Annotated in this window: 9 protein-coding genes; 5 read left to right on the forward strand and 4 right to left on the reverse strand. The window is 73.9% G+C overall.

The window, feature by feature from the left end; all coding sequences use genetic code 11:
* Positions 1–300 precede the first annotated feature (300 nt).
* Positions 301–1,254 (forward strand): class I SAM-dependent methyltransferase, encoded by a 954-nt coding sequence (locus ABR737_RS18225; RefSeq protein WP_350251219.1) that lies wholly within the window; start codon positions 301–303, stop codon positions 1,252–1,254.
* A 97-nt stretch (positions 1,255–1,351) separates the two neighbouring features.
* On the opposite strand, the gene ABR737_RS18230 is transcribed toward ABR737_RS18225, so the two are convergent.
* Complete coding sequence (locus tag ABR737_RS18230) at positions 1,352–2,038, reverse strand: class I SAM-dependent methyltransferase (protein WP_350251220.1); 687 nt, start codon at positions 2,036–2,038, stop codon at positions 1,352–1,354.
* 317 nt (positions 2,039–2,355) lie between these two features.
* On the opposite strand from ABR737_RS18230, the gene ABR737_RS18235 reads away from it, so the two are divergent.
* The 3 genes from ABR737_RS18235 (at position 2,356) to galE (ending at position 9,048) form a co-directional block, all read left to right on the forward strand.
* Complete coding sequence (locus ABR737_RS18235) at positions 2,356–6,099, forward strand: bifunctional glycosyltransferase/CDP-glycerol:glycerophosphate glycerophosphotransferase (RefSeq protein ID WP_350251221.1); 3,744 nt, start codon at positions 2,356–2,358, stop codon at positions 6,097–6,099.
* A gap of 264 nt (positions 6,100–6,363) precedes the next feature.
* Complete coding sequence (locus tag ABR737_RS18240; protein ID WP_350256831.1) at positions 6,364–8,016, forward strand: glycosyltransferase family 2 protein; 1,653 nt, start codon at positions 6,364–6,366, stop codon at positions 8,014–8,016.
* Positions 8,017–8,070: 54 nt separating this feature from the next.
* The gene (gene galE / locus ABR737_RS18245) at positions 8,071–9,048 is read left to right on the forward strand and encodes a UDP-glucose 4-epimerase GalE (RefSeq protein WP_350251222.1); all 978 of its coding nucleotides are present in this window, start codon (positions 8,071–8,073) and stop codon (positions 9,046–9,048) included.
* Between the two features lie 61 nt (positions 9,049–9,109).
* On the opposite strand, the gene ABR737_RS18250 is transcribed toward galE, so the two are convergent.
* The 3 genes from ABR737_RS18250 to ABR737_RS18260 all read right to left on the reverse strand — a co-directional run bounded on the left by ABR737_RS18250 (position 9,110) and on the right by ABR737_RS18260 (position 12,001).
* Positions 9,110–9,382, reverse strand: a complete 273-nt coding sequence (locus ABR737_RS18250; RefSeq protein WP_350251223.1) for a DUF1876 domain-containing protein — start codon at positions 9,380–9,382, stop codon at positions 9,110–9,112.
* A gap of 148 nt (positions 9,383–9,530) precedes the next feature.
* Positions 9,531–9,914, reverse strand: coding sequence for a hypothetical protein (locus tag ABR737_RS18255; RefSeq protein ID WP_328386534.1), 384 nt, complete (start codon positions 9,912–9,914; stop codon positions 9,531–9,533).
* 146 nt (positions 9,915–10,060) lie between these two features.
* Positions 10,061–12,001 (reverse strand): glycosyltransferase family 2 protein, encoded by a 1,941-nt coding sequence (locus ABR737_RS18260; protein ID WP_350251224.1) that lies wholly within the window; start codon positions 11,999–12,001, stop codon positions 10,061–10,063.
* A gap of 111 nt (positions 12,002–12,112) precedes the next feature.
* Here ABR737_RS18260 and ABR737_RS18265 point away from each other — a divergent pair, with 111 nt between their 5' ends.
* Entirely contained in the window at positions 12,113–14,896 is a 2,784-nt protein-coding gene (locus tag ABR737_RS18265; RefSeq protein ID WP_350251225.1) for a YfhO family protein, read from the forward strand.
* Positions 14,897–14,934 lie beyond the last annotated feature (38 nt).

Here is a 14,934-nt window from a genome sequence, read left to right on the forward strand (position 1 = left end):
CGTGTCTCTCGTATCGAGTGATCGAGTGAGGGCGCCCCGGTCCCCGCGAGGCCGCGCCCGTGCGCTGCGGCATGACGCCGGGCGCATCCAAAACTGCATAGACCGCACAGGTGCGGACAACTGCAGACGTACCCCCGCACACCCCCTGCACCCGGTACCGCCACACGCCCATACCGCCGTACGCCCGACCGCCACACCGCCACATCCACGGCAGACAGCGCCGGCACATACCGCACGTACTCCCTCACGCACGCGACGTACTCAGCCCTACGTTCCCGACCGTCTGGAGACGGACCGCACATGACTGCCCCCCTCGCAGACCAGAGTGCCGAACAGCTCCCGCGCCCCACCCGGCTGTCCGAGGTCAAAGGCTGGTTCTTCACCGCCGACCAGCTGCTCTTCGACTGGTTCCTGGCGCACCAGCAGGACCGTTCCGAGCCGGGTGACCTGCTCGAACTGGGCGCGTATATGGGCAAGAGCGCCATCTTCCTCGGTGCGCGGCTGCGCCCCGACGAGCGCTTCACGGTCTGCGATCTCTTCGACTCCCCCGCCGAGGACGTCTCCAACTCCAAGGAGATGAACAAGTCCTACGCGACGCTGACCCGCCGCGCCTTCGAGGCCAACTACCTTGCCTTCCACGACGAGTTGCCCACCATCGTCCAGGGGCTCAGCTCGCTGGTCAGCGACCATGTCGACGAGGGCTCGGTGCGCTTCGCGCATATCGACGCCTCGCATCTGTACGAGCATGTGCACGGCGACATCCTCGCGGTGCGCAAGCTGCTCACCGCCCACGGCATCGTGGTGATGGACGACTACCGCGCCGAACACTGTCCCGGGGTGGCCGCCGCCACCTGGCAGGCCGTCACGAACGAGGGCCTGCGCCCGGTCTGCATCACCGGCACCAAGTTCTACGGGACCTGGGGCGACCCGGAGCCGCTGCAGAAGGCGCTGCTGGAGTGGATCGCGTCCCGCGGCGACATCTGGCACGAGGTGCAGTACGTCAACGATGCCCCGCTGGTCCGGCTGAGCGCCAAGGGCGCCAAGGAGCCCGGCCATCCGGCCTCCCGGCACACTTCCGCCGCCCGCGCGGTGCAGCGGCCCGGGGCGCAGTCGCCGAAGGCCTCCGCGGCCCGCCCGGCCCCGCGCCGGCCGGTCCCGGCGCGCAGCACGCTGCGCCGGGTCACCCTCGACGTGCTGCCGCCGGTCGTCACCCGCGCCCTGGTGAGGGTCCGCAAGCGGGCCCGTACGCACTAGGGACCCGTACGCGGTAGCGGGCCCGTGCGCGCCGACGGGTCCGCGGACAGGCCCCCGCCGGGCTGAGGCCGACGGCAAGCCCTGGTGGGGGGCTCCCCTACCGGGGCACCTGCCCCACCAGCACGAACACATTGGACCGGAGCAGCATCCCGGCCGGGCGCGGCAGCGGGTGGGAGTAGGTGCGCCGTACGGTCAGGCCCGCGGACTCGGCGAAGGCGCGCAGCAGGGCGAAGTCCGTGAAGCGCACCGGGGTGGGCCCGGCCCGGTGCCCGGCCTCCTGCGCGGTGATCAGCAGCACTCCGCCGCCCGGCCGTACGTACCGGACGTAGGCCCGCAGCAGCCCCTCGACCTGTTCGTCGTCCAGATGCTCCAGGACGTTCGCGGTCAGCAGCGCATCGAAGGTGCCCGGCCGGGCGTGCGGGCTCGCCAGGAAGGTGTCGGCCGTATAGGTGGTCAGCCCGCGTTCGCGGCAGCGCGCCACGGACTGCGGGTCGTGGTCCACGCCGACGCTGCCGGGCGCGCAGCCGGCGAGCGTGTCGCCGGGCCCGCAGCCGATCTCCAGTACCCGGCCGGTGCCGATCCGCCGCAGCTGGCTGCGGTACGGGGACCGGGCGGGCAGCAGCCGTGCCGGGCCGCCGCGTCCCGGGTCGGCCGGCAGCCGCGCGGTGGAGGCGGACGGCGCGGTACCCGTGGGGCGCGTGGGCCGGGCGGTCCGGGTGTCGCTGCCGGGCGGCCCGGCGTCGGCGCTGTCGGTGGCGGCGGAGCTGTCGGTTCTGCCGGGCATCGGGACGCGGTCACCTTCCCTGGGGAACACGGCGTGCAAAACGCCGTAAAGCTGTGCAACGGGTCTACGGCATCGGACGCGGCCCGGCGCTACGGCGCGCCGAATGCGCGCGCCGAGCGTCATCCTCCACCCACGGACACAGCGGCCCACCACCTACGGACGCGCAGTCCTGCACCCACGGACACGCGGCCCTGCACACACGGACGACCGGCGGGGCCTCTCACCCTTTCAGCGCAGATCCGGTGACCGTGCCGCCGTGGGCGAGTTGAACGGACCGGTCTTGTGCATTCGCCAGTCCGGAAAGGCTTGGTCCGCGTATGAAGCCTCGGCTCACCGTCGTCGTCCCGGTCCATCGCATCGAGGGGTCCGAGCGGAATGTGGAGGAGTGCCTGGAGTCGGTCGCGGCCCAGACGCTGACCGGTCTGGATGTGGTGATGGTGGACGACGGCCCACCCGCGGACGGGGGCGGGGACGCCACCGCCGCACGGGGCGGTCCCGCCGCTCTCGCCCGCCGTTTCGCCGAGCGGGACCCACGGTTCCGGATCGTCCACCACCCCGGGTGCCCTCCCGCGCCCGGCTGCGGCGCGCTCCGCAACACCGGTGCCCGGCACGCCTATCCGCACACCGGCTATCTGGCCTTCCTCGACGCCGACGACGTACTGCTGCCGCGCGCGTACGAGGATCTCGTCGGCCTGCTGGACCGGTCCGGCGCGGACCTGGCGACCGGCAATGTCTACCGGCTCGGCGCGGCCGGCCGCAGTCAGTCGGCGCGCCATCCGGCCGCCCGCGCCACCGCGCTGCGCACCCGCCTGCGCGATGACCTGACCCTGCTGTCGGACGACTTCGCCCGCAACAAGGTCTTCCGCCGCACCTTCTGGGACAAGCACCGATTCGCTTTCCCCGAGGGCGAGTTGTGCCATGACGCGGCGGTGACGCTGCCCGCGCTGTTCCTGGCCGACGCGGTCGACGTCCTGCGGGAGCACGTCTGTTACTGGCGGCTGCCGGAAGGACCCGACCGTCATCTGAGGCCCGATGCCCGGGGCGTACGGGACCGGTTCGCGGCGGTGGCCGGCATCCGGCGCTTCCTCGCCGACCCGGCCCACGCCCGGCTGCGTGCCTATCAGCGCGACTACGACCGTGCGCAGCTCACCGACGGGCTGCTCGATCTGGTCGAGGCGCTGCCGGCGGCCGCGCCGGAGTGCCGGACCGCGTTCCTCGACTGCGCCCGCGACTTCCTCTCCGGGGTCGATCCGCGGCTGTTCCCCACGCTCCCCGTCGAGCTGCGGATGCGCTGGTATCTGATCCGTGCCGGGCGGCTGGCCGATCTGCTCACCCTGCTCACGCATGAGGCCCGTAACCCGGCCGGGTTCGCGGTCGCGGGGCCGCCGCTGCGCAAGCGCGCGGTGCTGCCGCTGACCCCGCCGCTGGAGCTGCCGCCGGGGGTGACCCGGCTGGACCGCGCCGACTTCCCCGTACGGGCCCGGGTCAGGGAGGCGGAGTGGCGCGGCGGTGTGCTGGTGCTGCGTGGCTACGCCTATATCCGGAATCTGGACGCGGCGACCCGGCACGGCTACCTCAGGACGGCGGTGCTGTCGTGCGGGCGGCGCCGGATCCTGCTGCCGCTCCGGCCGGTGGCGATGCCGGAGGCGACCGCCGAGTCCGGCCAGGAGCTGCACTGTTACGACTGGTCGGGCTTCGAGCTGCGGCTCGATCCGGCCCGGCTGCGCAAGGGCGGGCGCTGGGAGGAGAACGACTGGTCGGTGGGGGTGCTGCTGGCGTCGGCGGGGGTGGTGCGGGCCGCGGCGCTGCACGCCGCCGAGACCGGCTCCGGCGCCGCTCCGTGCGCCCGTGAACTGCCCGGGGACGGTGCGGGCGCGGTGCGGATCACGCCGTGGTACCCGGACGGGCGGCTGCGGCTTTCGGTGGCCCGTCCAACCCACCGGCTGACCGGCCACCGTGCGGCGGCGGCCGGCGCCCTGGACCTGACCGTCACCACACCGGGCCCGCCGCCCGCGGCCCTGCGGCTGACCCACCAGGGGACCGGCACGGTGGTGTCGTTCCCGGTGGAGACCGAGCCTCCGGCGGGAACGGGAACGGGAACGGGAACGGGAACGGGAACGGGAACGGAAACGGCGCCGGGAACAGGAACGGAGCAAGCGAACGAGGCGCCCCACGCCGCCCCCCGGGCCGCGCCCCGCACCACCCCCGGAGCCGCCCCCGGAGCCGCCCCCGGGGCCGCCCTCCGCGCCACCTCCCCGCCCCTCACCTTCCGTATCCGTCTCGACGCCCTGGCCGCCGCCCGGCCCCCGCGGGACGGTGCGCCGCGGGCGATCCCGCCGGCCCACACCGAGAGCTGGGCGGCGGAGGTGGTGCTGCCCGACGGCGGCACCGGCCCGATCGCCTGCGCCCCGGGGCTGGCGCCGGCCGCCCATCCGCTGCCGCACGGCCGTGAGCTGGTCGTGGCGGCCGGTCCGGCCGGGAACCTGGTCCTGCACGACCGGACCCCGCAGCCGTACCTGGACCGGGCGATGTGGCGTACGGACGGCACCCTGCTGGTGACGGGCGGGCTGCCGGACGCCGCGCCGCACGCCACCGAACTGGTCCTCAAGCACGGGGCGCACGCCGCCGAGCTGGCCTTCCCCACCGTCCATGACGAGGGCCGCTTCCACGGCTCGCTGCCGCTCGGCGCGCTGCCCTCGCTGGCCGGCCCGCTCCCGCTGCGCGAGGGCCGCTGGACGCTGCACCTGCGCGAGCAGGGCGCGCCCGGCTCGGCGCTGGACGCCCCGGTCCGCGCGCTGCCGTCCCTCCTGGGCGGGCTGCCGGCGACCCGTACGGTCCGCGGCAAGCCGCTCACCCTCGACCGGCACCGGCACGACGAAGCGCTCGTGGTGGCGGGCCCTGCGCTGCCCGCCACCGACCGCGGCCCCTACCGCCGCCGGGTGCTGCGCGAGCAGCACTATGCGCTGCACCGTTCCCGTCCGCTGCGCGACACCGTCCTGTACAGCAGCTTCGGCGGGCGGGCGTACGGGGATTCCCCGCGGGCGGTGCACGAGGAGCTGGTGCGCCGGGGTATGGACGTGGAGCATCTGTGGGCGGTGCGCGATGCGCAGACCGCGGTGCCGGAGACGGCACGTGCGGTGCTGGTGGGCAGTGCCGAGTGGCACGGTGCGCTGGCGCACAGCCGCTGGGTGGTCACCAACACCCATCTGCCCCGGTGGTTCACCCGGCGCGGCGGGCAGCGCATCATCCAGACCTGGCACGGCACCCCGCTCAAGCGGATCGGTGCCGATCTGGCCGGGACGCTGTGCGCGGGGCTGGCGCATCTGGCGCCGCGGCCGCGGGTCAGCCGGCAGTGGAGCGTGCTGCTGTCGCCGAACGCGCACAGCACCCCGGTGCTGCGTTCCGCGCTCGGCTACTCCGGGCGGCTGCTGGAGACCGGGCTGCCGCGCACCGACGCCTTCTTCGCCGCGGACCGTGATCTGCGGGCGGCCGCGGTCCGTGAGCGCCTGGGCATCGAGCCGGGCAGGAAGGTGGTGCTGTACGCGCCGACGCCGCGCGACGATCTGGCCTACGACGCGGGCCACCACCGGCTGCATCTGCCGCTCGATCTGGAGCTGGCGCGGCGGGAGCTGGCGGACGACCATGTGCTGCTGGTGCGCTCCCATCCGCTGGTCGCCGACCGGCTGCCCGCCCACCACGCGCCGTTCGCCCTGGACGTGTCCGCGCACCCGGACGCCACGGAACTGCTGCTGGCCGCGGACGTCCTGGTCACCGACTACTCGTCGCTGGCCGCCGACTTCGCCAACACCGGACGTCCGATGCTCTTTCTGACACCGGATCTGCCGCACTACCGCGACACGCTGCGCGGTTTCACCCTCGACTTCGAGGCCCGGGTGCCGGGTCCGCTGCTCACCTCGACCGGTGAACTGGTCGACGCGCTGGGCGACTTGGAGGAGATCGCCGCCGCGGGGGCGGATGCGTACGCGGATTTCCGGGAAGCGTTCTGTCACCGGGACGACGGGGGTGCGGCCGGCCGGGTCGCGGATCTGATGGAGCGGTGACCGGGGCCGGTCCGTCGCAAGGTGGTGGGATGCGGATCAACATCGTGCGGCACTCGCGTCGTTACAGCATGTGCAGGCGCCCTTACGGGTCTGTACACCCCCGGGCCCCCGGTTCCCGACCGTAAGAAGACGGCAAGAGGGCGGGAAAAGGGGAGCAAGGGGTGCAACCGCTCGACGGGATTCGCCCTCTGAACCATCGGAAACAGGTTCGGAACCCGCTCGCGCCAAGAGATGCTGTCGACACGAAATGTAGATTCAGTGACTGTGAAAGAAGCCCTCGATCCGCTGACGGGGCCCACCATCACGCCTTCCGCTCAGGTCAGCATCGTCGTCATCGCCTTCAACGATGCCGGTCATGTCGGCGATGCGGTGCGCTCCGCGCTCGCTCAGGGACCTCCCGGCGAAACGGTCACCGAAGTGATCGCGGTGAACGACGCTTCCACCGATGGCACCGGTGCCGCCCTGGACGCCCTCGCCCACGGCGAACCGCGGCTGAAGGTGATCCACCGCGACACGAACAGCGGCGGCTGCGGCACTCCGCGCAACGACGGTCTGCGGGCCGCCACCGGGCGCTTCGTGATGTTCCTCGACAGCGACGATGTGCTGCCCCCGGGTGCGGCCCGGGCGCTGCTGGCCGCCGCTGGTGAGCATGACGCCCCGGTCGTGGCCGGCGCCTGCGTGCGGCGTGAGCTGCCCGCGCAGCGCGATGTTCCCTGGCAGCCGGGCCTCTACCGCGAGACGGCGGTGCACAGCTCCCCCGAGGCCGCCCCGCAGCTGGTCAGGGACACGCTGTGCGTCAACAAGCTCTACGAGCGGGCGTTCCTCGACAAGCACGCCATCACCTTCCCCGAGGGCCGCTTCACCTACGAGGACTTCGTGTTCACGGCGCGGGTGCTGGCCGCCGCCCCGCGCCTCGTGACGATCCCCGACCAGGTCTACATCTGGCATGTGCGCCGCTCGGCCGCCCGGCAGTCGATCTCGCTGGACCGCAATGACGTCGCCAACTGGCAGGCGCGGATCGCGGCGCACCGCGCCAGCGTGCAGATCTTCCTGGACGCCGGGCACGAGGCGCTGTCGCACGCCGCGGCCACCAAGTTCCTCGACCACGATCTGCGGATGTACGTCCGTGAGCTGCACACCCGCGGCGCGGATTACCGCGCCGAGTGGTGGCGGCTGACCCGCGACTACCTGGCGGGTTTCGACGAGGCGGATCTGCGCGCGGCGCGTGCCCCGGCGCGTTGGCTGGCCCGGGTGGTGCTGGCCTCGCCGGCCCCCCGGGACCTGGAGCGGCTGACGCAGCTGGCGGCCCGGCCCGGCCGGCTGCTGCCGCCGTACGCGGAGGCCGGCGGCCGCGCGGTGTGGTCGGCGGACCTGCCCGAGGTCGTGCTGGACGCGATGGGCACCAAGCCGATGCACCGGCTGCCGGTGACCATAGATGCCGAACCGTCCCCCGGCGGTCCCGGTGTGCTGCGGCTGCGGGTGCACGATCTGTACGGGCGGCTGGCCGCTTCCGGGCCGGAGAGCATCGACATCGAGCTGCGGCGGCGGCGGGACGACCGGCGCGGCCCGGTCCACACCGCCGCCCTCACCCCGGCCCCGGCCGTCGGCGGGTCCCAGGCCTGCTGGACCGCCGAGGTCGTCCTGGATCTCGCGGCGCTGGCCGAGCGGGGCGGCCCGCACTGCGCCGACCCCGAGCCGTGGGACCTGATGGCGCAGGTCAGCTGCGCGGACGGGGCGGGTTTCCGTGCGGCGCTGCGGGCCCTGGGCCCGGGGCTGCGCCGCCAGGTGCTGCCGAGCCGCCGTCATGCCGTGCTGCTGGTGCAGCCGTATGCGACGACCGGCGGCGCCCTGTCCCTGCGGGTCGCCTCGGGCCTGCGCAGCGTGTGGCGGATCGCCGCCCGGCGGCTGCGCGGCTGAGCCGCCCCGGTTCTTTGTCCCCGCACTCCTCTACCCCGACCTAGGATGGGCACTATGTCTTACTTGATCACGGGTGGTGCCGGCTACATCGGCGCCCATGTCGTACGGGCCCTGCGTGCGGCAGGCGAGAGCGTCGTCGTGCTCGACGATCTGACGACGGGTGTGGCCGCCCGGATCCCGGAGGGCGTCCCCCTGGTCGTCGGCTCCACGCTCAACCGTGCGCTGCTCGATGCCACGCTCACCGAGCACGGCATCACCGATGTGGTGCACCTGGCCGCCAAGAAGCAGGTCGGCGAGTCCGTCGAGATGCCGCTGCACTACTACCGCGAGAATGTGCTCGGTCTGCAGACGCTGCTGGAGGCGATGGCCGCGGGCGGTGTCGGCCGGCTGGTGTTCTCCTCCTCGGCGGCGGTCTACGGCATGCCGGATGTCGATCTGGTCACCGAGGAGACGCCCTGCACCCCGATCAACCCGTACGGCGAGACCAAGCTCGTCGGCGAGTGGATGGCCCGTGCGGCGGGCAAGGCGCACGGCATCAGCACGGCCTGCCTGCGCTACTTCAACGTCGCCGGGGCGGCCGCTCCCGAGCTGGCGGACACCGGGGTCTTCAACATCGTCCCGATGGTCTTCGAGAAGCTCACCGAGGGCGCCGCGCCGCGCATCTTCGGCGATGACTACGACACCCCCGACGGCACCTGCATCCGCGACTACATCCATGTCGCCGATCTCGCCGAGGCCCATGTGTCGGCCGCCCGCAAGCTCGCCGAGCCGGGTCCGGTGCGCGATCTGACGCTGAACATCGGGCGCGGCGAGGGCGTTTCGGTGCGCGAGATGGTGGATCTGATCACCGAGATCACCGGGCACCAGGGGGTCACCGCCGAGGTCACCCCGCGCCGTGCGGGTGACCCGGCCCGGGTGGTCGCGGCCGCCGACCGGATCGCCGCGGAGCTGGGCTGGAAGGCCCGCCACGATGTGCGCGACATGATCACCTCGGCCTGGGCCGGCTGGCAGCACCACCGTCCGCAGGGCTGAGCGCGGGCCGCGGGCCCCGGCCGGCCGGGGCCCGCGGATCGGGTGCCGGGGCGGGCGCGGGTCAGGCCAGCATGTGCGAGGTCCGGCCAGAGGCCTCGTCGATCTCGTCGTGCGCCTTGGTCAGCAACTGCATCGCCAGTTCGTTGAGCGCTCTGGCTCCCGCGACCTCCTCGCCGACCCTCGGTTGGTTGGAGTCGACGGGGTGGCGGCTGGCGTAGCCGTGGGCCCGTACCTCGGTCCCGTCGGGAAGCCGGACGAGGGCCGCGGCGCGGGTGCGGTGGGTGTCCTCCTCGAATTCCATGTCGACATGCCATCCGACAACGGTCTGCAGCATCACGATCACCTCCGGAGCCCCTGCTTCCAGCGTGCGCCCGGCGGGCGGCCCTCGCACGGTGTGCCGGGGCGCACGGCAGCGCCCGGGGCGGGTCCTTGACCGGATCCGCCCCGGGCGCGCTCGTGCCGCCCGGCCTGCTACGGGCCGTCTACGGCTGAAGGGTGATCGAGTTGATCGGCGTGAGGTCCTTGTCGATGTAGTAGCCGGGCGAGAGGTAGCCCTGGCATCCCGTGCCGTTGTAGCCCGTGCAGGTCCGCATGGTCGCGCCCCCGGACTGGTTGTTGTAGATGCGGTGCGTCCCGACCTGGTTGCTGAGGTTGTGCGCCCCGTAGCTGTAGTAGAAGAGCGACGGGTGGCCGCCGTTCCATCCGGCGTTCTGCGGATAGATGCAGACCGCGCCGTAGGGGCAGCCCTGGACGGTGCCGCCCGCCGCGGCCGCGGCCGTTCCTGCCGTCCCGACGACCGCGCCCGCCGGGACGACCAGCGCCGCGACGGCCATGGCCGCCATTCCGGCTCGCTTCCATACGGACATGTGACGTTCCCCCTTGGTCAAATGGCCCCGCGAGATGGTCGTCGCGGGTGCACCTGTACAGGTGCCTGATGGTGGGTCAGCCTCGTCCCGCGGGGGCGGCACGCACAAGGATTTTCGGCGGTGGCCGAAGGGGTCCGGCGCCGGTGTCAGCGGCGCAGGCGGCGCAGCAGCTTCGTGGGGAGGGCGGCTTCGGGCACGGTGAGGGTCAGCGGCGTCCGCCCGCCGGCCGTGTGGACCGGCAGGTCACGGCGGAGCGGGCCCGCGGTCACCCGCAGGGACACCTGCCAGGTGCCCGGGGGGCCGCCGCGCAGCCCGGAGCGCACGGTGTAGTGGTCGCCGGCGCCCCGTTCGACGGTAGTGCGCAGGGCCACGGTGCGGGTCGCGTCGTGGAGGATCAGCCGCAGTCCGGCGTCCACGGGGCAGCCGGGCAGGGTGAGGTGCGCGGCGAGGCGGGCCCGGCCCGAGCGGGTGCGGTGTGCCGTGCCGCGCAGGTCGCCGCCGAGCGGCCGGCGGGCCCCGTCCTTGTCCACGTCGAGGTGGAGATGGCCGTGCGGGACGGAGAGGAAGAGCGCGGCGACGGCCGGGCCCGCCGGGCCGCGTCCGATGATCCGCGGTGTGCACTCCCGCTCGTTCGGCCCGCCTTCGGGGGCCAGCCAGGCCTCGCGGCGGAAGGCGGGCCCTGTCGCGTCCGCTCCGCCGTGCGCGGTGACCGCGATCTTGAGGCCCCAGACGCCGTCGGTCAGCGGAGCGCCGTCCGCGGCGGTCGCCGGGTCGACGGCGGCCTGCCAGGTGCCGTCCGCGTACCGCGCCGGGATGCGGTGGGCGGCGCCGCTGCGCTGCAGCAGGATCTCGACGGTGTCGCCGCCGAGCAGCGGCAGTTCGGCGGTGCCCCACAGGTGCAGGACGCCGCCGACCCAGCCCCAGCGGATCAGGCGCTGGCGCAGCACCACGCGGTCGGTGAGGTCGTAGCAGGCGTCGGGGAGGGCGTGCTGCGGGTCGCGGAAGTACGGGTATCCGGCGTAGACGCGGCCGTCGGCGATGCGCGGCGGGCCGGGCTGCCGCTCGGTGTCGGCCCGGACGACGGCGGTCAGCGCTTCGTCGAGCCCGGCGCGCAGGCAGTGGGCGCGGAGCCGGAGCCGGGGCGGCAGCGCGGCCCGGACCCGGTCGGTGAGGTAGCGCTCGACGAGCGGGCGGGCGGCCGCGGCCATCCGCTGCCGGTCCGCCTCGTCGCGGGCGAGGTAGGCGGCCCCGAAGGGCATGAGTATCTCGCCGTGGAAGTGCCGGATCATGAGCTTGTCGCGCTGTTCGCCGGGCGGGACCTCGGCCGCGAGGCCGTCCAGGACGGTGCCGATGTAGTCGAGGTAGTCGCACCAGTCGGTGTCCTGGCGGCTGGCGTTGCTGTCGTCGTCGCGGCCGTGCAGGTAGTAGCAGTCCTGGTCGGCGAGGACGGAGACGGTTTCGGCGCGCAGCAGGGCGGCGATGCCGAACGGCAGGTCCTCGCCCAGCAGCCGGCCCTCGACGAAACGCAGCCGGTGCTCTTCGAGGAAGGAGCGGCGGAAGAGCTTGAAGGCGGCCAGGGACCAGTAGACCGGGGAGTCGAAGACGGAGACCTTGTCGCTGGTGGTGCGCAGGTCGACGGGGGCGGCGCGGCCCTCGGCGCCGACGATCCGGCCGTAGACGACGTCCGAGCCGCAGCGCTCGGCCATGTGCACGAGACGGTCCAGTGCCCCGGGGCCGAGCCGGTCGTCGGAGTCGAGGAAGAAGACGTAGTCGCCGGTGGCACGGTCCAGCCCGGTGTTGCGGGGCTTGCCGGGGCCGCCCGAGGCTTCCTGGCGCAGCACGGTCAGGTGGGGGTGCAGGCGGGCCTGTTCGTCCAGCCATGCGGCGCTGCCGTCGGTGGAGCCGTCATCGACGGCGATCACCTCGATCCGGCGCCGGTCCAGTGTCTGGGCGAAGACCGAGCCGAGGCTGCGGTCGAGGTAGCGCAGGGTGTTGTGCACCGGCACGATCACGGAGACGGTCGGCGTCGCCGTGGCATCCGGTCCGTCGCCGGCCGCGGCCACGAGGTCGTCAGGAACGGGCACCATGCCCTCCACTCTTTCCGCAATCCCCGAAATGCCGGGCGCCCCAGCCGGGCAAAGGGGGTGATTAAGACATATAACGTGGGGTGAACGTTCGCCGATCGTGGAGGAGTACCGGTGGCTCCGACGCCCGCCACCCCACAAGAGGCGGTCCGGCCGCTGGAGGTTGCCCGGCCTCTTCCCGTAAGTGAACGCCCGGCCACGGCGCGCACCGCCCCCGGGCAGCGGACGGCACCCTGGCTCGCGGCGGCCCTGTCCATGGGGACGTACTGCCTCGCGCTCACCCTTTACGGCAGCTACCCCTTCGGCCCGCGCTCACGCGCCGTCAATGACCTGGGCAATCAGTTCGTCCCGTTCCACGCCCGGCTGTGGGACCTGCTGCACGGCACCACCGGCGGCGACCTGTTCTTCAACTGGAGCAGCGGCTACGGCGTGCCGTTCCTCGCCGACTTCTTCACGTACCTGATGAACCCCTTCTCCTGGCTCGTCGGGCTCTTCCCCCGGGCGCTGGCCGACCTGCCGGTCTTCCTGGTCACCCTGTTCAGCATCGGCCTGGGCGCCGCGCTGATGACCGTCTTCCTCGGGCGGCTGCGGCAGGGCTCCGGTCCGCTGCGGGCGCTGCTGTCGGTGGGGTACGGGCTGTGCGCCTGGGTGCTGAACGACGGTTTCGCCGACCCGATGTGGATGTGGGGCCTGGTGGCGCTGCCCCTGACCGGGATCGCCGCGGACTGGTGTCTGCTCCGAACCCGCTGGGTGGCAGGAACGCTGCTGGTCGCCCTCGCCTGGGCGGGCAACTTCTACACGGCCGCGATGGCGACCCTGGCGATGGCACTGGTGCTGGTGGTGCGGCTGCTGACGGCCGACACGATGCCGTGGCGCGACAGGCTGCGGGCGCTGGCCCGCGCGGCCTCGATGGCGACGGCCGGCATTCTGCTCGCCGCGCCCGTGCTGACCGTCACCCTGGAGGCCAGCCGGGCCGCCCAGCCCGCTCCCGCGGTGTCCTACGACGACCGGCCGGCGCCGCTCGACCAGTGGGCGCAGTTACTGCCCGGCGGGCACCCGGGGACACCGGTCCCCAACATCTCCATCGGGGTCCTCGGGCTGCTGCTGGTGGCCGCCTTCCCGTTCGTGCGGGCCGTACCGCTCCGGGTGCGCCTGGGCTGGTGCGCCCTGGCGGCGGGCGTCGCGGCCTCCTTCGTCCAGGAGCCGACGATCCTGCTGTGGCACGGTTTCGCGCTGCCGAACGGCAGTCCGTACCGCGCCGCCTTCGTGCTCAGCGGCATCCTCGTGATGATCGCCTGGCTGGCGCTGGCGCACCGTCCGCGCCCCCGGGAGCTGGCGGCGGGCGCGGCGGCGGTCGCGCTGCTCGCCTGGCTCAGCCGCGACCGGGGCGCGGTGGGCGCCGACACCTGGATCCTGGTGGCCGGCGGCGGTGTGCCGGCCCTCCTGGGGCTGGCCGCGCTCGGCAGGTCGCGCACCGCCCGCACCCGGGCCGCCGCCACCGCCGCGCTGGCGGTCACGGTCCTGCTGGGCTCGGCGTACACGGCGCTGTCGGCGTCCGCGGCGCGGGGCGCGATTGCCTGGTTCCAGCCCAAGATCACGTTTTCCGGCCCGTCGCTGACCGCCCGGGACGGGCTGCTGGCCCGCGCCGACTGGCCGCGCAGCCGCACCGACCCCGGCCCGCACGAGTTCGCCAACAACGACCCGCTGCTGATCGGCGGCGAGGGCGGCTCGTACTACAGCAGCTTCACGCCCGCGGTCACCGCCCGCACCCTGCGAAGCCTGGGCGCCGGCTGGTACATGAGGGGCCGTCACACCCTCAGTTTCGAGGACCCGGTGGGCCGGGCGCTCATGGGCGTCGGCAGCTATCTGTCCCCGGTGCCGGAGCGGCGCGCCCTGTTCACCCCGCATCCGGCGCGCCCGGCACCGCTGGTGACCGTACGGGACACCCTCCCGCGCCCCGCCGGCAAGGAGACCGTGTTCGCCCGCCAGGAGCGGGTGCTGGGCTCGGCCGTGTACGAGGTGCCGGCCCTGACGCCCACCGCGGGCGAGACCCCGCTGCGCGACCGTGACGGCTGGCTGCTGCCCGGCGCGCGGCGGCCGGCCACGGGGGCGACGGGGGCGACGGGCGGGGGTGCGAAGGGCGCGGGCCCTGGCAGCGGGGGCACGAAGGGCACGGGTGCGCACGGCGGGGACCCGGACAGCAGGGGCGCGAACGGCACGGGCACGAACGGCGGGGGCCCGGAGGGCACGGGCGAGACCGGCGCCGGGACCACCTTCACCGTGCGGTGCACCCCGGGCAGCACCGTCCTGTGGTACGCCCCCTGGTTCTCCGGGGAGGTCAGCGGCCTGGGCCTGCGCACCACGGGGGCCGGCAGTCAGGACGTCACCGCGAATCCGCTGCGGGTCCTGGGCCGGGTGCCCGCGGACGGCACGGTGGCGGTGCGCTTCACCGGCCGGGGCCGGCAGCACCTCCCGGAGCGGCCGATCGGCTGCCTGTCCGGGCGCCGGCTGGCGGCGGCGGTGCACGCGCTGCGCGCCCGGGGCCCGCTGGAACTGGCCGCCGGCGGCCACCGGCTGACGGCCCGGCTGCGCCCGGGCAGCAAGGGCAGCGCGGTGCTGGCGCTCCCCGCCGTCCCGGGCTGGGGCTGTTCGGTGGACGGCGGACCGCTGCACGCGCCGCACTCGTTCGGCGGTCTGCCGGCCGTCCCGCTGGGCCCGGGCGCCACCCGGCTGTCCTGCTCCTACCTGCCGCCGGGCCTGCACACGGGCCTCGCGGTGGGCGGCGCGGCGGCGCTGGCGATTGCCGGGGTGGCGGTTTCCGGCACCACACGTGGCCGGCGGTGGCTCCGCCTCACCACGCCACGCCGGACACCTCATGACAAACCAACAGATTTGTAGAATTACGTTCCGGGGACGGCGCTTGAGCCGCCCCTGAC

Origin of the sequence: Streptomyces sp. Edi2 (genome assembly GCF_040253635.1) — a bacterium.
Classification (GTDB): domain Bacteria; phylum Actinomycetota; class Actinomycetes; order Streptomycetales; family Streptomycetaceae; genus Streptomyces.